Annotated in this window: 17 protein-coding genes; 10 read left to right on the plus strand and 7 right to left on the minus strand. The window is 58.0% G+C overall.

The genetic code is table 11. From position 1 onward, the window contains the following. Positions 1-67 precede the first annotated feature (67 nt). The 3 genes from GWQ29_RS08775 (at position 68) to yciA (ending at position 2,686) form a co-directional block, all read left to right on the plus strand. A complete protein-coding gene (locus GWQ29_RS08775) occupies positions 68-1,066 on the plus strand; it encodes a LacI family DNA-binding transcriptional regulator (RefSeq protein ID WP_058395010.1) in 999 nt (332 codons plus the stop codon). 259 nt (positions 1,067-1,325) lie between these two features. Beyond that, positions 1,326-2,138 carry an NAD-dependent epimerase/dehydratase family protein gene (locus GWQ29_RS08780; RefSeq protein WP_275919237.1) on the plus strand — a complete coding sequence of 271 codons (813 nt, stop codon included), beginning with the start codon at positions 1,326-1,328 and terminating at the stop codon, positions 2,136-2,138. 149 nt (positions 2,139-2,287) lie between these two features. After that, positions 2,288-2,686, plus strand: a complete 399-nt coding sequence (yciA, locus tag GWQ29_RS08785; protein WP_005309782.1) for an acyl-CoA thioester hydrolase YciA — start codon at positions 2,288-2,290, stop codon at positions 2,684-2,686. A gap of 6 nt (positions 2,687-2,692) precedes the next feature. Here the strand turns inward: yciA and GWQ29_RS08790 are convergent, their stop codons facing one another. Further along, positions 2,693-2,917, minus strand: coding sequence for a hypothetical protein (locus GWQ29_RS08790; protein ID WP_034523267.1), 225 nt, complete (start codon positions 2,915-2,917; stop codon positions 2,693-2,695). A 111-nt stretch (positions 2,918-3,028) separates the two neighbouring features. Between GWQ29_RS08790 and GWQ29_RS08795 the strand changes: the two genes are divergently transcribed. Beyond that, positions 3,029-3,874 (plus strand): endonuclease/exonuclease/phosphatase family protein, encoded by an 846-nt coding sequence (locus GWQ29_RS08795; protein ID WP_011898910.1) that lies wholly within the window; start codon positions 3,029-3,031, stop codon positions 3,872-3,874. Between the two features lie 85 nt (positions 3,875-3,959). Here the strand turns inward: GWQ29_RS08795 and GWQ29_RS08800 are convergent, their stop codons facing one another. Together GWQ29_RS08800 and gloB are read right to left on the minus strand one after the other, a co-directional pair. Beyond that, positions 3,960-5,507 carry a LysM peptidoglycan-binding domain-containing protein gene (locus GWQ29_RS08800; protein WP_034523263.1) on the minus strand — a complete coding sequence of 516 codons (1,548 nt, stop codon included), beginning with the start codon at positions 5,505-5,507 and terminating at the stop codon, positions 3,960-3,962. A 69-nt stretch (positions 5,508-5,576) separates the two neighbouring features. Continuing rightward, a complete protein-coding gene (gene gloB / locus GWQ29_RS08805; RefSeq protein ID WP_125596376.1) occupies positions 5,577-6,341 on the minus strand; it encodes a hydroxyacylglutathione hydrolase in 765 nt (254 codons plus the stop codon). A gap of 71 nt (positions 6,342-6,412) precedes the next feature. Here gloB and GWQ29_RS08810 point away from each other — a divergent pair, with 71 nt between their 5' ends. Beyond that, positions 6,413-7,135: a methyltransferase domain-containing protein gene (locus tag GWQ29_RS08810; RefSeq protein WP_005309825.1), complete on the plus strand. Its 723-nt coding sequence runs from the start codon at positions 6,413-6,415 to the stop codon at positions 7,133-7,135. On the opposite strand, the gene rnhA is transcribed toward GWQ29_RS08810, so the two are convergent. Beyond that, the gene (gene rnhA, locus GWQ29_RS08815) at positions 7,123-7,587 is read right to left on the minus strand and encodes a ribonuclease HI (RefSeq protein WP_005309827.1); all 465 of its coding nucleotides are present in this window, start codon (positions 7,585-7,587) and stop codon (positions 7,123-7,125) included. The two genes, GWQ29_RS08810 and rnhA, sit on opposite strands and share 13 nt — an antisense overlap. A gap of 75 nt (positions 7,588-7,662) precedes the next feature. Here rnhA and dnaQ point away from each other — a divergent pair, with 75 nt between their 5' ends. Continuing rightward, the gene (gene dnaQ / locus GWQ29_RS08820) at positions 7,663-8,397 is read left to right on the plus strand and encodes a DNA polymerase III subunit epsilon (protein ID WP_021137882.1); all 735 of its coding nucleotides are present in this window, start codon (positions 7,663-7,665) and stop codon (positions 8,395-8,397) included. Beyond that, positions 8,394-9,650, plus strand: a complete 1,257-nt coding sequence (locus GWQ29_RS08825; RefSeq protein ID WP_058395004.1) for a TIGR03503 family protein — start codon at positions 8,394-8,396, stop codon at positions 9,648-9,650. The genes dnaQ and GWQ29_RS08825 overlap by 4 nt, the downstream gene beginning before the upstream one ends. Before the next feature lie 79 nt (positions 9,651-9,729). Here the strand turns inward: GWQ29_RS08825 and GWQ29_RS08830 are convergent, their stop codons facing one another. Continuing rightward, positions 9,730-11,247, minus strand: coding sequence for an HD domain-containing phosphohydrolase (locus GWQ29_RS08830; RefSeq protein ID WP_021137880.1), 1,518 nt, complete (start codon positions 11,245-11,247; stop codon positions 9,730-9,732). A gap of 165 nt (positions 11,248-11,412) precedes the next feature. Continuing rightward, complete coding sequence (fadE, locus tag GWQ29_RS08835; RefSeq protein ID WP_275919238.1) at positions 11,413-13,869, minus strand: acyl-CoA dehydrogenase FadE; 2,457 nt, start codon at positions 13,867-13,869, stop codon at positions 11,413-11,415. 246 nt (positions 13,870-14,115) lie between these two features. Between fadE and lpcA the strand changes: the two genes are divergently transcribed. The 3 genes from lpcA to GWQ29_RS08850 all read left to right on the plus strand — a co-directional run bounded on the left by lpcA (position 14,116) and on the right by GWQ29_RS08850 (position 16,150). Then, the gene (gene lpcA / locus GWQ29_RS08840) at positions 14,116-14,694 is read left to right on the plus strand and encodes a D-sedoheptulose 7-phosphate isomerase (RefSeq protein ID WP_005309841.1); all 579 of its coding nucleotides are present in this window, start codon (positions 14,116-14,118) and stop codon (positions 14,692-14,694) included. 17 nt (positions 14,695-14,711) lie between these two features. Next, positions 14,712-15,485 carry a class II glutamine amidotransferase gene (locus GWQ29_RS08845; RefSeq protein WP_005309844.1) on the plus strand — a complete coding sequence of 258 codons (774 nt, stop codon included), beginning with the start codon at positions 14,712-14,714 and terminating at the stop codon, positions 15,483-15,485. A 329-nt stretch (positions 15,486-15,814) separates the two neighbouring features. Continuing rightward, positions 15,815-16,150: an Hpt domain-containing protein gene (locus GWQ29_RS08850; protein WP_005309846.1), complete on the plus strand. Its 336-nt coding sequence runs from the start codon at positions 15,815-15,817 to the stop codon at positions 16,148-16,150. A 50-nt stretch (positions 16,151-16,200) separates the two neighbouring features. On the opposite strand, the gene yvcK is transcribed toward GWQ29_RS08850, so the two are convergent. Then, the gene (gene yvcK, locus GWQ29_RS08855) at positions 16,201-17,112 is read right to left on the minus strand and encodes a uridine diphosphate-N-acetylglucosamine-binding protein YvcK (protein WP_275919239.1); all 912 of its coding nucleotides are present in this window, start codon (positions 17,110-17,112) and stop codon (positions 16,201-16,203) included. Between the last annotated feature and the right edge of the window lie 36 nt (positions 17,113-17,148).

Below are 17,148 nucleotides of genomic sequence, written 5' to 3' on the forward strand. Positions count from 1 at the left end.
TGGTCTGACAGGTTCGATATAATCGCCCGATCAACACAGACAGGCTTCCCCAACAAAGGAATTGATAGTGGCAACGATTAAAGACGTTTCTCGGTTGGCCAATGTGTCCATTTCAACTGTGTCGCGGGTGATCAACAACACGGCACAAGTGGCACCAGAAAAGCGTGTGGCCGTATTGGCGGCCATGAAGGAACTGAATTTTCGTCCCAACAGTTTTGCCCAGGCGCTGGTCAGCAAACGCTCCAACTGCATCGGCGTACTGGTAGGGGACCTGTGTGGTGGCCCCTTTTTCGCCCAGATGATGCGCGGCATCGAGACCATGGTCGACAAGGCGGACAAATTCACCATCGTCATGTCCGGCAACCATGATGCGGCACGTGAGCGTCATGCCATTCAGGCGCTGCTGCAGCGCCAGTGCGATGCCTTGATCTTGCACAGCAAGGCACTGCCGGACGAGGAGCTGAGCGAACTGGTGGCAGGCAATACCCCCATTGTCTTCATCAACCGACAGGTACCGGGTGCAGAGGATCGCTGTGTCTGGCTGGATAACCAGGCCGGTATTACCACAGCGTGTCAGCATCTACTGGATGCCGGGCATAGCAAGATTGCCTTCGTGACCTCGGATGACGAAGAGTTTGTGGATGGCTTGCAGCGGATGGCGGGTTACCGCTACGCCCTGCAACGGGCGGGCATTGAGCTGGATCCTGCACTGATTGGCCGTGCCTTCGCCGATGAAAATGGCGGTTATGTGGCCATGGGCGAGCTGCTGGAGCGGGGCGTAGAGTTCACTGCCGTGCTCGGTTTCAACGACGCCATGGTGGCGGGAGCCATCTCCTGTCTGCTGGAGCGTGGCTACAAGATCCCGCAGCAGATCTCTGTGGTGGGTTTTGATGACATCCCTTATGCCCGTTACATCTACCCCAAGCTCACGACAGTGCGCTATCCCATCGAGGAGATGGGTGGCCGCGCGGCCGAGCTGGCCTTGCGTCTGCTGGATCACAAGCCGGTTGACGGGCTGACGCTCAAGTTCGAAGCAGAACTGGTCCGTCGCGAATCTGTCGCCTGATGAGATGAAATTGGCCCTGAATGGGCCATTTTTTTGCTGACTCCGCATTAAAAATTGAAACCGTTTTCAGAAATCCTTTTCAACTGTGATCCGCTTCAAAGCTTTTTGGCCAGCCTGCCACTAGCATAGGCCCCACGAATTAGGAGCCTGCGCTCCCGATTTTCCCGCTGTGGGAGGTAACTGGTCAATCCAGCTATTTCCTTCGTTACTTTCGACGGTCATCATGGATGGCCGTTTTTTTTTGCCAGGATTTTTGCCAATGACAACAGAATGCAGGAACCAGACGGGAATAGTGGGAGCCGGTTGGCTGGGATTGCCGCTGGCGCGGGCGTTGCAGGCGCAAGGCAAGGCCGTGGTAGTGACGGTCAGCTCGGCCGAGAAGGCCGAGCGCTTGACCGCCGAAGGCGTGAAGGCCTGGCCGCTGCAATTGTCGGCCCGGCTGGATGTTTTGCCACTGGTCTGCCGCGAGCTGGTGATCTGCGTGCCACCGAGCAAGACGGAGGATTACCCTGCGGCCATCGCCCGGCTATGCCAGCTGGCAAAAGCTGCGGGTGTGCAGAGAGTGCTCTTCGTCAGCGCCACTTCGGTATGGGCGCCAGGGCAGGGGGAAGGGGAGCAGCCCAGACCCGGCCACGCCAGAGGGGAGCGAATGCTCGCTGCCGAGCAGGCGGTGTTGACCGCCGGTTTTGAGTGCGCCATGGTGCTGCGCTCCGCCGGTCTTTACGGCCCGGATCGCCATCCCGGTCGTTTTCTGGCGGGCAAGACCCTCGATGGCGGAGCCCAAGCGGTAAACCTGGTGCATCTGGAGGATGTGGTGGCGGCCTGTCAGCTGATGCTGGCGCACGCAGAGAACGGGGATGCCTATAACCTGAGCGCTCCCGTGCATCCGCGCCGCGAGCAGTTCTATCCATTTGCGGCTCGCCTGCTCGGTTTGCCGGCACCCAGCTTCATCGAACCTGCCGGGATCTTTGCCCCCATCGAGGGGCAGCTTATCTGCCAGCGCCTCGGTTTTAGCTACCGCTGGCCCGATCCGGCCCACTGGTTTGCCGAGCAGGCCGCACTGGGTCACTGAGGCTGCCTCGCCTTCGTTCAATTGTGTTTCCCTGCCGGGTAACATGCGGCTCCAAAGGCCCATTTTGGCTGAGAACGCAGGGCAATTGAGGTTTGCCAAGGCGGGGCTCGCCCCCTATCATGCCGCCATTCATGATAGAGAGAGCGGTAATGATGGTAGATACAAAACGTCACCCTGACGGGGAACTGTTGCTGAGAACCCTGGCGATGCCAGCCGATACCAACCCCAATGGCGATATCTTCGGTGGCTGGATCATGTCCCAGATGGATATAGGTGGGGGCATCATGGCCAAGGAGCTGGCAAAAGGACGTATTTGTACCGTTTCCGTCGAAGGCATGACCTTTCACAGCCCGGTCAAGGTCGGTGATGTGGTGTGTTGCTACGGGCGTTGCCTGAAGATTGGCCGCAGCTCCATGCGTCTGAAGCTGGAGGTCTGGGTCAAGCCGGTGCTGCGTGCAAACGAGGCTCAACGTTACTGCGTGACCGAGGGGATTTTCACCTATGTTGCCATCGACGAGCAGGGTAAATCCCGTCCGGTACCCGTCTGATCCGGCTCAGACAAGTCGGGCGTTGATGATGGATATTTCCTGCTCAAAGCCGGTTTTTTGCCGTATCATGCGTTCCAGCATCTCTTCCGAGCCGACACACTGCTCGGTGTCGAACAGGCAGAGATCGCACTGGGGATCCCGTCTGATCTGATAGACGGTGGAAAGCTCCACTTGATGACAATTTCCTTGTTGATCATAAAATGTCACGCGGTACTGGTGCTGTCTCGCCATCGTTGAATTCCTTCTGGATGAGTCGGGCCGGACACGAGCTATGAGCCTAGTCGGCAGCGGTGACGTTTGTGATGGTCATGACACAATGCAGAGGCAGGTGGTTGTTAGCCAATGAAAAATAGTTATCGCATTCTGGGTACGTCGCTGTTGACGTTGGGGTTGGTTGGCTGTTTCGAGGTACCGGATCAGGATCATATGATCACGGCGCAGGGCATCATTCCCGGCGTCAACTGCCAGAAGCCGCCACTGGTGGCGCTGGCCTCCACCGCCTTGCCCCGCGAGTTTGGCATTACAGTCTGGAACCTCTACAAGGGTCAGCGTAAAAACTGGCGCGAGGGGCTGGACGAGTATGCCAAATCCCAGGATCTAGTGTTGTTGCAGGAGTCGGCGACCCGTCCGGACATGCTGGACTGGCTCAAAGCCGGTGAGTTTCAGTGGCAACAGTTGCAAGCCTTTACTCAGGGCGGCGTTTCATTTGGCGTCATGACGGTCGCCAAAACACCACAGGCTTTCGTCTGCGGCGTTCGTTCCCCCGAGCCTCTGCTACGCATTCCAAAATCTGGTCTGGTCAGCCTGTACCCCTTGCAGGGCGATCCTGACGGTGTGCTGGTGGTAAACCTGCATGCGGTCAACTTCGAACTGGGCATGGCCACCTTCCGCGAACAGCTCAATGACCTGACGGCTCTCATTCGCCGTCATCAGGGGCCCGTCATTCTGGCCGGGGATTTCAACACCTGGAGCGACAAACGGGAATTCTGGTTGAACAAGCTGGTGGGGGAGCTGGGGTTGCAGGAAGCCATTCCTGTGCCGGATCTGCGCCGTACCGCATTTGGCCGTCCGCTGGATCACCTCTATTACCGCAATCTGGATCTGGTAGAAGTGAGCAGCCCGGCCACCGATGCCTCGGATCACAATCCCATCATGGCGCGCTTTTCGGCCCAGGCCATCACCCCCTGATGGATGCTCCCGGATAGGAGCAGCAAGACGTGATAAAAAAACACCCCGCACTTGGCGGGGTGTTTTCGTATTGAGTGGTGAACAATCAGCTGCTGTTCTTCACGAACAGGGTCAGTTCCTGACCCGGCTTGAGATAGTCACTCTTGCCGAGCTGATTCCAGCGCATCACATCCATTACGGCGACCTGAAAACGGGCGGCAATGGCGGAGAGGGAGTCACCGCGGCGTACCTGATAGACCATGGACTTGTTGCTGCTCTTGCCCTGCTTGGGCCAGATCACCAGCTTCATGCCGGGTTTCAGAGACGATTTGGCATTGAGACCGTTCCACTTTGCCAGCTCGTCATGATTGACCCCGTGAGCCTGGCTGATGCTCCAGAGGCTGTCGCCGGAACGCACCTTGTACTGGAGCTTGCCACCGCTGCGCTTGGCGACTTGCTGCGGCTTGCTCTGAACGGCCGGACTGACAACAGCCTTGCTGCTGCCGGTCGGGATCATCAGGGTCTGGCCACGGCGCAGATTGTTGCCACGCAGGTTGTTGGCCAACTTGAGCTGTTGCACACTCACCCCGTTGTTCTGGGCGATGCGGGAGAGGGTATCGCCACTGACGACCTGATAGGAGCGGGTGCGGATACGCTCGCCCTGTGGCAGATCGGCCAGCGCCAGCTCCAGAGTATCGGCATATTCGACCGGTACCAGCAGCCGATAGGGGCCCTGGGGAGACGTCGACCAGCGGCTCAGGGCCGGGTTGACCTCTTTCAGCTGAGCCGGACGCAAGCCCGCCAGCTGAGCTGCCACATTCAAGTCGATCTGGCCTCCGGTATTGACCACCCGCAGCTGCGGTTTGTTGGCCAGTACCGGCAGGGTGACATTGTAGTTGTCCGCATTGCGGATCATGTCAGCCATCGCCAGGATCTTGGGGACATACATCCGGGTTTCGCGCGGCAGATCGAGAGACCAGTAATCGGTGGGACGACCGGCCTTCTGGTTGCGCACAATGGCGTTTCGCACGCGCCCTTCACCGGCATTGTAGGCAGCCAGAGTTTGCAGCCAGTCGCCATCAAAGAAGCGGTTCAGGTATTCCAGGTAATCCAGCGCGGCATTGGTGGAGGCCAATACATCGCGTCGGCCGTCATACCAGCTGTCCTGGCGCAGACCGAAGTTCTTGCCGGTCGCAGGCACGAATTGCCACAGGCCGACCGCATTGCTGCGGGAGCGGGCGTGGGGATCGAACATGCTCTCGATCATGGGAATGGTAATAAGCTCCATTGGCAGCTCACGCCGTTCGATTTCCTCTACCATCAGATACAGGTAGGGCTCAGCCCGGCTGGCAATGGTCGCCAGATGCTTATCGTTGCGCAGTAACCAATCACGCTGTTGGCTGACACGGGCATTGTCCTGTGGTTCAAACTGCATATCATCGCTGATACGCACCCACAGGTTATCCGTGTCATCCAGTGCGTCGATCTGTTCGTCACCGAACAGGAAGCGCGTCGAATGTTTTTTATACGCTTTTTTGTTGACTTGGGGGGACTTGATCGGCTCGATTGCCGTTAGCGCCCGGTCATCCTGATGGCTCAGGTTTTGGCAGCCGCTGAGAAACAGCGCCGCCAATAAGGCCGTTCGTACCTTCATCTCGCTCAGGTCATCTCTTGAAAAACAGCTGGCATCATAAGGGGCAATGGCCCCCTGATCAAGGTTCGTTCAAAAAACGTCCTTCCAGCTGCGCAGGACGGCGAAGGTATCCTCTGGATTTTCCAAGCATTTTAAGGCGTGTTTTTCAGCAGAAAATTTCACGGAATCCTGCTCGCAACGCAGAAAAACGTTGAAATCGCGCTCATCGCCCAGGCGAGAAGGGAGACTCGGCAGGCCCTGCTGGCGCAGTTTGCTGATCATGCCGATCCGCTGCTGGATCGCCTTGTTGTCGGGCTCGACTGCGTAGGCGAAGCGCAGGTTGGAGAGAGTGTATTCGTGGGCACAATAGATGAGGGTGTCGTCGGGCAGGGCCGCAAGCCGCTGCAGCGAGTCATGCATCTGGGCCGGGGTGCCTTCGAACAGGCGACCGCAACCGCCGGAGAAGAGCGTATCACCGCAAAACAGCATGCCATGGCCGTGGTAGGCGATATGGCCATGGGTATGACCGGGCACATGAATGACATCCAGGCTCAAACCATGCCAGTTGATCTGATCCCCGTCATCGAGCCACTGGCCATGGTGATCGGGCATGGGGTCATGTTTGGGGCCATACAATCTGGCATGGGGGAAATGCTTGAGCAGGGCGGTGACGCCGCCCACATGATCCTGGTGGTGGTGAGTCAGCAAGATGGCATCGAGCTGCAAGTCCAGGGCAGCCAGCCGATCCAGCACGGGGCCCGCATCGCCCGGGTCGACCACCAGGCAGTGATTTTCGTGTCTGATCAACCAGATGTAATTGTCGGTAAAGGCAGGAACTGTGATAACGGTATACATGAGTTAGCTTCTCTTTAGGGAGGGTATCTTATATAACTGGATGGCGTTCGCACCCCAAGTTGAGCCCCATTATGCAGTTGGCACGTACCGAACAACAAATCGAGGTCCCGACCAGCTGGTCGGCGTTACCCATGGGGGACTGGGTGGCTGCCGAGATCCAGGAGCGGCTCGATAGCTGGTGCCCACATCTGTTTGGTTATCATCTGCTTAAAGTGGGCGCTCTGAGCGCCGAGCTCTCTTGCGGTTGCTCTTCCATTCGCCACCAGATAGGGGTGGCGACCAGTGGCCGCTTGCTGGATATCAAGGGCGATCCGCTGGCCTTGCCGGTACGCACCGGCAGTGTGGATGCCTGTCTGCTTGCCCATTGCCTCGACTTCTCGCCCGATCCCCACCAGGTACTGCGTGAAGCAGAGCGGGTGCTGACCGACGATGGCTGGCTCATCGTCAGCGGCTATAACCCGCTCAGTCTGGTCGGTATTGGTCATTGTCTGCCTTTCCTGCGCCAACGTCTGCCCTGGTCGGCACGAATGTTCACCCCGGCACGGGTCACCGACTGGTTGCAACTGCTCGGTTGTGAGGTGATGTTTGACGAACGCTTCGGCTATTCGTTCATGGGCAAACAGAGCCGGATCGGCTGGTGGCGGGAGAGTGTGGGGCGGGATTACTGCAGACCGTTTGCATCCGTCTATGTAATAGCGGCGCGCAAACGGCGTTTTCCGCTCATCCCGGTGCGTCGTCGCTGGCGTTTGCCTGAGTCGATAGCGGCACCGGGCATGGCACGTCAGGGCTGGTAGCCGGTGTCTTCGGCGAGTTCCTTGCCACTGGCGGCATCGCGCGCCAGTTCATCGCAGCGTTCGTTCTCGGGGTGACCCGAGTGCCCCTTGACCCAGAGCCACTCGATCTGATGGCGGGCCACTTCGGCATCCAGCTCTTTCCAGAGATCGACGTTCTTGACCGGCTGACGATTTGAGGTCATCCACCCCTTCTTCTTCCAGCCGATGATCCACTGGGTGATCCCCTGGCGCACATACTGGCTGTCGGTGGTGAGCCGTACCTGGCAGGCGGCATTGAGGGTACGCAGCCCCATGATGGCGGCCATCAGCTCCATCCGGTTATTGGTGGTCAACCGAAAACCGCCGGAAATCTCCTTGCGGTGATCGCCATAGACCAGGACGGCGCCATAACCACCCGGGCCGGGATTACCTAGGCAGGAACCATCCGTGTATAAATCAATGTGTTTTAACATGAGCAATCGATCTTTTTTAGCGTGAGTCTTGGGGTAAACTAGCGGGTAAGGCCGAAGTTTGACATAGATTGGATCATGAACACACCCCAACTGAATCGCCAGATCATTCTGGATACTGAAACCACAGGTATGAACACAGCCGGTGGCCCCATCTATCTGGGACACCGCATCATCGAGATTGGCTGTGTGGAGGTGATCAACCGCAAGCTGACCGGTAATCACTACCACGTCTATATCAAGCCGGATCGGCTGGTGGATCCCGAGGCCATCCAGGTGCATGGCATCACGGATGCCTTCCTGGCGGACAAGCCCTCGTTCAGCCAGATCGCCAACGATTTCATCGAGTTCATTCGTGGTGCCGAGCTTATCGCCCACAACGCCCCCTTTGACGTGAGCTTCATGGACTATGAGTTCGGCAAGCTCGGACTCAACTTCAAAACCAGGGATATCTGCAGCATCACGGATACCCTGGCGATGGCGCGGGATCTTTTCCCGGGCAAACGCAACAACCTGGATGTGCTGTGCGATCGCTACGGCATAGACAACTCTCACCGCACCCTGCACGGCGCCTTGCTCGATGCGGAGATCCTGGCCGACGTTTACCTGCTGATGACGGGTGGCCAGACCAAGCTGAACCTGGCCACCGAAAGCAGTGAGAGCGAGCGCAATCAGGACACCAGTATTCGTCGACTGGAGAGCAATCGTCCGCCGCTCAAGGTAGTGCGCGCCGGCGCCGATATTGAAGCGGTGCACGAGGCCAGGTTAGATCTGGTCCAGAAGAAGGGAGGTGCCTGCCTGTGGCGGCAATGAGCAAGCTATGGAGTGGCCTGCTGCTGTTGACCTCATTGACGGTCACGGCCAACGAGGTGTTTGCCCCCTCTGACATTCCCCTGCTCGATAATCGCTTTCGCATCGATTATGGCGTGAAGGAGATTACCTTCATCGTCACGCGCAAGCCGGGCACCTCCTCCGTGATCCTGGTGCGACCCGATGGCAGCAAGCTCTATGTCGGCAAGGTCACACCACCCGAGGTGGGCTGGTTGGCGCTCAAGGACCATGATCTCATCACCATTCGAGATCCCATGCCGGGTCCTTGGCAGGCCATCGGCGAGGTAGACCCTGACAATCGGGTGCGGATCCTGTCGAACATCAAGCTTGAAACCGAGCAGTTGCCGACCCAGCTCTATCAAGGGGAGGTGATCAAACTCAAATCCTGGCTGTTGATTGACGATGCGCCGCCCAAAGACGGGTATTACCTCACGGATCTCGGCATGACGGTGAAGTTGCAGCGTTTCAACGATGATACCCAGCAGGGTGAGCCCATTCTGGATGAAGTGCTTGGCCACTACCTTGATGATGGCAAGGGGCTCGACGAGGTGCCGGGAGATGGCGTCATGACCGCCGAGGCTCTGCTCGATGTTCCGGCCGGCAAGTATCGGGCTTTGTACAGCACCGGCAATCAGGTCTTCTCCCGGGCCAGGTCTCAGGATGTCCTTGTCTATCCGCTCCCCGTCAACTTCACCTTGACGCCCCCGTCACAAGAGGTCGGTGCCCGGCTCTCTTTTTTGATCGACGGCGATGAGCTGGATCCCGCCTCCGTGGTCGTCAAAGGCAAGGCGATGAACACGACCAATGAGAGTCTGCCTTTCAGTGCTGTGGCAACCGGGTTCAAAGTCGAAGTGGATCTGTCGGCGCTCAAGGCGGTTGGTCAGTATGAGGTGAGTGCGACTCTGTTTGGGACAACCCGGTTGGGCCGCGAGATCCAGGTCATACTGCCGGTCAAATCGTTCAATATTTTCCCCGTGCAGGCGGCCCCCCCTCCGGTTACACCGGTGGCATCGGTTGCGGTACCGACCCAGGTCAAATTTGAGGAGAAAGAGAGCAGCGGCTGGTTGATATGGTTGCTAGGCGGGGCTGGGATACTGGTTGTCCTGCTCGGCGGGGTGGGATTCATCTTGCTGCAAAAGCGCCGTGCGATGAAGAAAGCGATGGCCGCGCACAAGGCCGAAAGCGAAGGGGCCAAACCCGAGGCCAAGCTGGACCTGAACTTGCCCGAACAGTAACGAACAGGCCTTCACTAAAAAGCCGCCTGTTGAGGCGGCTTTTTTATATGCGGCAGTTGGTGCACGGGTGTGAAAGGGGTCAATGATCCCCGACGTAGATATCCTTGTGCTGATCGCGGATCTCGAGGAACTTGTCCAGATTGGCCAGCATCAACTCCACCAGTTGGGGATCGAAGTGCTGTCCCTTCTCTTCTTCTATCAGCGCCAGTACCTTGTCCAGCGGCCACGCCTTCTTGTAGCAGCGATCCGACCCGAGAGCATCAAACACGTCGGCCAGCGCCACGACTCGTCCCTCCAGCGGAATGTCATCTCCCTTGAGACCACGGGGATAACCACTGCCATTCCACTTTTCGTGGTGGTTACCGGCTATGGTGGCACCTATCTGGAACAGGGCCAGGTCGCTGCCGGAGAGCATGTCCTGCCCCAGTTGGGCATGGGTTTTCATGATCTCCCACTCTTCCGGGGTCAGCTTGCCTGGCTTGTGCAAGATGGCATCCGGGACCCCGACCTTGCCGATATCGTGCAGGGGAGAGGCGCGCTTGATGAGCTCGCTCTGCTCCTCGCTCATGCCAAGCAGCTGGCAGAGCAGCTCAGTGTAGAGGGCAACCCGCTTGACGTGCAGGCCGGACTCCTTGGAGCGGGTTTCCACCAGCTCGCCGATGCGATAGATGATCTCGCGCTGGTTATCTGCAATGACCTCGTTGAGCCGGATGTTCTCCAGCGCCACTATGATGTTTTCGGTAAACAGACTCAGCAACCCCATGTCCATCTGGCTGAGCTGACGGGTGGTTTCGATGTGAAACAACAGGTGATGGCGGGGGTTCTGACAGTAGAGCACCATCTGGTTGCCATCATAGACGTTGGCACGATTGGTCATGGCCTGACGCAAAATAGCAGGAGCATCGACAAGCCGCACGGACGGGTGGCCGGGCAGCAGAGGCTCCAGGATCTGATCCCTCACCTCATAGGCAAGCTGCTTCACGTCATAGATCTGGGACTCTTCCAGATTGAGCAGAGCGCTGAGCTGTTCCTGCGCGCCCTCAACAAACTGGCGTAGCGCCCGTTTTTCGAAGATCCCCTTGGAAGCCTCAATGACCTTTTCCAGTCCCTGGCGATTGCTCTCCAGGGTACGGATGTCGCGGTATGAACGCAGGCTGGCCCGCAGCAGGGTACGCAGCTTCTGGGAGGTGAGCTCTGTCTTGTCCTTGTAATCGTTGATGTCGTAGTTGGTAACCACATCATCTTCCGGCGCTTGTCCCGGTTGCCCGGTTCGCAGCACGATACGCACCATCTTGTTTTGCAGATCTTCGCGCACGAATTTGACCACATCGAGACCGGCGTGATCGACTTCCATGACCACGTCGAGCAGCAACAAAGCTACGTCCGGGGTCTTGGCGAGCAACTCCTTGGCCTTGGCAGCTGAATAAGCATGCAAAAATTCAATGGGTTTGTTATCGAATTCAAACTTGCTCAGGGTGATCTTGGTGATGCGATGCACTTCGGGCTCATCATCCACAATCATCACCTTCCATCCAGCTTGCTGCTGTTCCTGAAGGGGCAGATCGTCATCGTCAATAATCAGGATTTGGTCATCCATCATGCAATCCTGTTTGGGATCCTGTGCTTACATTAACTGCTTCACTAAGGATAGGAAACTTATTGAGAAATAAAATTTGATCTGTGAAATCTCTTTGTTGTCATCGTGATCCAGGTCCATAAAAAACGCCTCCACATGGGAGGCGTCAGGTTCGTTTTCTGCGTATCAGGCAGCTCTGTGATAGGCCGATGGTTCGAACAGGGCCTTGTTGGCAACCAAGTCGATGGGGTCGAAATCATCGACGTTGATGGTACGCAGGCGGCTCTCTTCGGCCCGGCGCAGCAAGTCGGCCTCATTCTGGTTGAGCACACCGAGCGCCAGACCCGCATCCGCCACCTTGTCCAGTTGCATAAACAGACGCTTGATACCGTCAGCCTTGCATACTTTGTCAAACAGCGGTTCGGCTGCCAGCACGTCATCCAGCGCCTGTTCCAGCAAGCCGAAGGGGTTGCCCTCTTCGCGGGTCAGGTATTGACCCTGTGCCAGTCGGCTGCGAGTCTCGCTCGGCGTTTGCAGCAGGCGTGCCACTTGCTGGTCCAGCTTGTCGCTCGGGCGCTTCATGTCACGGCCAAGGGGCAGCACTATGACGCGCAGCGCAAGGCCAATCCAGCGGTTCGGGAAGTTGCGCAGCAGCTCGTCGATCGCCTCTTGCGCCTTGAACATGGCATCTTGCAGTGCCCAGTGCAGCAGTGGCAGATCCGCCTGCTGACGACCCTCATCCTGATAGCGCTTGAGGGCACTTGAGGCCAGATAGAGCTGACTCAACACGTCACCCAGGCGAGCGGAGACGCGCTCCTTGCGTTTGAGCTCGCCGCCCAGGGTGCCCATGGCCATGTCTGACAGGAAGGCCAGGTTGGCCGAGAGGCGGGAGAGCTGCTGGTAATAGCCCTTGGTCTGATCCTTGTAAGGGGCTGCGGCGAAGCGAGCACCGGTCAAGCCCAGCCAGAAACTGCGCACCAGGTTGCTGATGGCAAAACCGACGTGGCTGAACATGGCCTTGTCGAAATCCTTCAGCGCTTGCTCCTTGTCCGGATGGCTGGCTGCCAGCATCTCCGGCAGGACATAGGGGTGACAGCGGATGGCGCCCTGACCGTAGATGATCATGCTGCGGGTCAGGATGTTGGCCCCTTCCACCGTAACGGCGATGGGGGCTCCCTGATAGCCACGGGCCAGATAGTTGTTCGGGCCCATGCAGATGGCCTTGCCGCCGTGGATGTCCATGGCATCTATGATGCACTTCTGGGCACGGTCGGTGAGGTGGTATTTGACGATGGCGGAGATGACCGAGGGTTTTTCCCCCAGATCGATACCGGTCACTGTCAGGTTGGCGGCAGCGCCCATGATGTAGGCGTTGCCACCGAGACGGGCCAGCGGCTCTTCAATGCCTTCCATCTTGCCGATGGGCAGCTTGAACTGGCGGCGGATGCGGCTGTAGGCGCCGGTCGCCAGGGCCAGCATCTTGACGCCGCCCGTGCTGTTGGAGGGCAACGTGATACCGCGGCCAACCGAGAGGCATTCGACCAGCATGCGCCAGCCCTGACCGGCCATGGCCGGGCCACCTATGATGAAGTCGAGCGGTACAAACACATTGTCGCCACGGGTCGGACCATTCTGGAACGGCACGTTGAGCGGGAAGTGACGACGGCCTATCTCGACCCCCTTGATGTGGGTCGGGATCAGGGCACAGGTGATGCCCAGCTCCTCGTCTTCACCCAGCAGGTGATCCGGGTCGCGCAGCTTGAAGGCCAGACCCAGCACGGTAGCAATAGGGGCGAGCGTGATGTAGCGCTTGTTCCAGGTCAGGCGCATGCCAAGCACCTCTTCCCCTTCCCATTCACCCTTGCAGATAATGCCGAAGTCGGGAATGGAGCCGGCGTCGGAACCCGCTTCCGGGCTGGTCAGGGCGAAGCAGGGGATCTCTTTGCCTACCGCCAGGCGGGGCAGGTAGTGGTCTTTCTGCTCATCGGTGCCGTAATGTTGCAGCAGTTCACCCGGGCCGAGGGAGTTGGGGACGCCTACTGTGGAGGCCAGCACGGCGCTGGCGCCACACAGTTTTTGCAGCACACAGGACTGGGCATAGGCGGAGAATTCCAGACCACCGTATTTCTTCTTGATGATCATGGCGAAGAACTTGTTGTCCTTCAGGTATTGCCACACCTCGGGGGAGAGATCGGCCCGCTCGTGGGTCACTTCCCAGTCGTTGACCATGCGGCAGACGTTTTCAACCGGGCCATCCATGAAGGCTTGCTCTTCGGCTGACAGCACGCTGACCGGGATGGCGTGCAGCTTCTTCCAGTTCGGGTTGCCGGCGAACAGGTCCGCTTCCCACCAGGTGGTCCCGGCTTCGATGGCTTCCTTCTCGGTGCGGGACATCTCCGGCATGATCGACTTGTAGATCTTGAACAGCGGCTTGGTCAGCTGATTGCGGCGAAAATCCACCAGGTTGAGGGGGATGGCAATCACGGCAAACAGTGCCCACACCAGCAGGGGGACATGGCCATAGAGGGTGCCAGCGACCAGGGCGGCGGCCGTGGCAAGCGTGGATGTGAACAGAGACGCCCGGCGATAAGCCATGGCGCCGATCACCAGGATCACCCCGAGCAGAGTGAGGGTCGTCGTCATTTTTCGCTCCTTGCATGAGTTGCCGAAGTTGGCTAAGCAGTAGATTAACTGATCCAGAGGTCTGACCTGTTGGATATGGCCCCTGTTGTAATTCATACGCACAAACTTATCAAGCTGTTTACAAGCTCGTTACCTTCACGCTGTGAGCGGCATAACGTCCTGCAGGCGGCATCTTGGCTGGCTGGGGGGCGACGATTGGATTGGCTTGTGCGACAATGACGCCGCCCACATTTTGGAAGAGACATCATGTACCAAGAACTGATCCGCAATGAATTGACCGAAGCTGCTGGCGTGCTCCAGGCGTTCCTGGCAGATGAGCAGAATCTGAAGAACATAGAGGCAGCCGCCAAACTGCTGGCAGACTCCTTTAAACAGGAAGGCAAGGTGCTCTCCTGTGGCAATGGTGGCTCCCACTGTGATGCCATGCATTTTGCCGAGGAGCTGACTGGCCGTTATCGCGAGAACCGTCCAGGCTATGCCGGTATTGCCATTTCCGATCCCAGCCACCTCTCCTGCGTCTCCAACGACTTTGGCTACGACTATGTGTTCTCCCGTTATGTGGAAGCGGTCGGCCGTCGCGGTGACGTCTTGCTCGGCATTTCCACCAGTGGCAACTCGGGCAATATCCTCAAGGCCATCGAAGCCGCCCATGCCAAGGGCATGAAGGTGATAGCGCTGACCGGCAAGGATGGTGGCAAGATGGCGGGTCTGGCCGATGTCGAGATCCGGGTGCCGCACTTTGGTTATGCCGACCGCATTCAGGAAGTGCACATCAAGGTGATTCATATCTTGATCCAGTTGGTCGAAAAAGAGATGGCCAAGTAATAAGGAGTCCGCTGGTTATGTGCGAACTGCTCGGCATGAGTGCCAATGTGCCGACCGATATCTGCTTCAGCTTTACCGGTCTGATGCTGCGCGGCGGCAAGACGGGGCCACACAAGGATGGCTGGGGGATCACCTTCTATGAGGGGAGGGGGTTTCGCACCTTCAAGGATCCCGAGCCCAGTGCCCAGTCGCCGATAGCCAAGCTGGTACAGGCGTTGCCCATCAAGAGTCGCGCCGTGGTCAGCCATATCCGGCAGGCGAACCGCGGCTGCGTGTCGCTGGAAAACACCCATCCGTTCACCCGTGAACTGTGGGGCCGCTACTGGACCTTTGCCCATAATGGCCAGCTGACCGGCTACAAGCGACTTGCAACCGGGCGGCACCGTCCGGTGGGAGACACCGACAGCGAACATGCTTTTTGCTGGTTGCTCAACCGACTTGAGCAGAAATACCCCAAGCGTCCCGCCAATTTCCCCGCCATGTTTCGCTATCTGGCGACCCTGTGCGATGAATTGCGCGGACTCGGGGTATTCAACATGCTGCTGTCGGATGGGGAGTTTGTGATGACCTATTGCAGCAACAACCTGCACTGGCTCACCCGGCGTGCTCCGTTTGGCGAGGCCCGGCTGCTGGATGAAGATGTGGCCATCGATTTTCAGAGCGAGACAACCCCGGATGACGTGGTCACCCTGGTGGCGACCCGCCCGCTCACTGGCAATGAAAATTGGGTCAAAATGGCGCCCGGCGAGTTCAGCCTGTTTCGCCTTGGTGAGCGAGTATGCGGCAGTTAGATTCGGTAATCATCTGATTTAAATGTAAAAAAATACCAGGGTAGAATCCTACCCTGGTTCTTCGCAGCAGCCATACAGGCAAAAAGGGATGAGAGAGGTGTTGCTGAGCTGCATCATTCTCACGGCCTTTATTGTTATTTAAATGTTAATTTATTGGCAATGTTTATATTTCAATAACGCCTGCCTCTCACCAAATTAATAGAGCTCGATCACACTTTCCTTCTCTCCACCGTTTGCCGGTCAGCAAGTGAATATGGGCGAGGGATGACGCTGTCACGTTGGGCATCTATAGTATGGTCTGTTTGAATACCACCAGAGAGGGCTGAGGGATGGAATGGTTGGATCAGAAAGTGTTGCGACAGCTGGCGGAAGATATAGGTCAGGAGATGATGCCGGTCGTGATCTCGGTGTTCATCGAAGAGGTGGGTGAGCAGCTCACCCAGCTTCGGCCTCTCTATGAACGGCGGGACTGGCCCGCGCTGGCCCGGCTTGCCCACAGCATGAAATCGTCCTGCGGCAGCTATGGTGCCCAGCTCAGCTATCAGCAGGTGGTGGCACTGGAGCTGGCCTGCAAGCACGAAGATGCCGACGAGGTTGCCCGCTTGCTGACCCAGCTGGAGCAATCCCTGCCTCAGGTCCTCTCCCACCTTGCCAACTATCACTGAGCTTGTTGCGCAGTGACCCCGTGTTCATCGCTGCGCGTCTTTGCCAGTTACTAGCGTTGATTGATTAGTTGCTGGATAACCCTATCCAGCGCCAATTTGAGTTTCAGTCGATCGTGGCGATGGGGGAGGTCCGCCTCACCCAGTTCGGCCTGGATCAGCTGGCTGGCGAGCTCGACAGGATATTCCCCTGCTGGCGCCAGAATGGCATCGACACGGCCTGCACCGACCCGTGATTCCAGCCAGCGCCACTGATTGAGCAGACTCAACTGGCTGGCAGGGCCATTTTCGGCCACCAGATTGCAGATGAACACCAGCATGGCGTCGCTCTCGTTGATGGCTTGTGCCACTTCGGCCAGCAGCAGGGGCGGCATGATGGAGGTGAGGAAGCTGCCGGGTCCGAGGATGATCATGTCGGCCTGAGCCAGGGCTTGCACTGCCTCGCGAGTCGCCGGTACTTCCGGGCTCAGGCTCAGGGAGAGGGGAGGCGTATCGAGTTGATCGATGGAGACCTCTCCCAGGATCTGGTTGCCACAGAAGGTGTGGGCACACAGATCGGTGGGAAATTCTGACATGGGTAACAATTGTGACTCTATTTTCAGCATGTCACTGATGAGCTTGATAGCATCAAGAGGGCGTACGCAGAGGTTATCGAGCGCCAGCAGCATCAGATTGCCGAGGTTGTGGCCCGCCAGCTCGCCGCGGCCGGCGAAGCGGTATTCGAACAGCAGGCTGCCAATACTGGGGTCGGTGACCAGTTGATTGAGGCAGTTGCGCAGATCTCCCCAGGCGATGCACTCCTGGCTCTTGCGCAGCCGTCCTGTGGATCCGCCGTCGTCCGTGGTGGCGACGATACCGGTCAGGCGCTGGCCGAGAAACGAGAGTGAGGAGAGCACACGGCCCATGCCGTGGCCACCACCGATGGCGACGACCCGGTCAAAGTCATTGATATTTTTCTGCCACATGCAGCTGTCCTGTGGTTGGGCTCAATCGAGGGCCAT

The sequence above is a fragment of the Aeromonas sp. 2HA2 genome, from assembly GCF_029237345.1.
GTDB lineage: Bacteria > Pseudomonadota > Gammaproteobacteria > Enterobacterales > Aeromonadaceae > Aeromonas > Aeromonas salmonicida.

Coding starts and splice junctions, on each gene's coding strand:
- GWQ29_RS08780 (WP_275919237.1), top strand. CDS start 1,326: ATGACAACAGAATGCAGGAACCAGACGGGAATAGTGGGAGCCGGTTGG.
- yciA (WP_005309782.1), top strand. CDS start 2,288: ATGATGGTAGATACAAAACGTCACCCTGACGGGGAACTGTTGCTGAGA.
- GWQ29_RS08790 (WP_034523267.1), bottom strand. CDS start 2,917: ATGGCGAGACAGCACCAGTACCGCGTGACATTTTATGATCAACAAGGA.
- GWQ29_RS08795 (WP_011898910.1), top strand. CDS start 3,029: ATGAAAAATAGTTATCGCATTCTGGGTACGTCGCTGTTGACGTTGGGG.
- GWQ29_RS08800 (WP_034523263.1), bottom strand. CDS start 5,507: ATGAAGGTACGAACGGCCTTATTGGCGGCGCTGTTTCTCAGCGGCTGC.
- gloB (WP_125596376.1), bottom strand. CDS start 6,341: ATGTATACCGTTATCACAGTTCCTGCCTTTACCGACAATTACATCTGG.
- GWQ29_RS08810 (WP_005309825.1), top strand. CDS start 6,413: ATGCAGTTGGCACGTACCGAACAACAAATCGAGGTCCCGACCAGCTGG.
- rnhA (WP_005309827.1), bottom strand. CDS start 7,587: ATGTTAAAACACATTGATTTATACACGGATGGTTCCTGCCTAGGTAAT.
- dnaQ (WP_021137882.1), top strand. CDS start 7,663: ATGAACACACCCCAACTGAATCGCCAGATCATTCTGGATACTGAAACC.
- GWQ29_RS08825 (WP_058395004.1), top strand. CDS start 8,394: ATGAGCAAGCTATGGAGTGGCCTGCTGCTGTTGACCTCATTGACGGTC.
- GWQ29_RS08830 (WP_021137880.1), bottom strand. CDS start 11,247: ATGGATGACCAAATCCTGATTATTGACGATGACGATCTGCCCCTTCAG.
- fadE (WP_275919238.1), bottom strand. CDS start 13,869: ATGACGACGACCCTCACTCTGCTCGGGGTGATCCTGGTGATCGGCGCC.
- lpcA (WP_005309841.1), top strand. CDS start 14,116: ATGTACCAAGAACTGATCCGCAATGAATTGACCGAAGCTGCTGGCGTG.
- GWQ29_RS08845 (WP_005309844.1), top strand. CDS start 14,712: ATGTGCGAACTGCTCGGCATGAGTGCCAATGTGCCGACCGATATCTGC.
- GWQ29_RS08850 (WP_005309846.1), top strand. CDS start 15,815: ATGGAATGGTTGGATCAGAAAGTGTTGCGACAGCTGGCGGAAGATATA.
- yvcK (WP_275919239.1), bottom strand. CDS start 17,112: ATGTGGCAGAAAAATATCAATGACTTTGACCGGGTCGTCGCCATCGGT.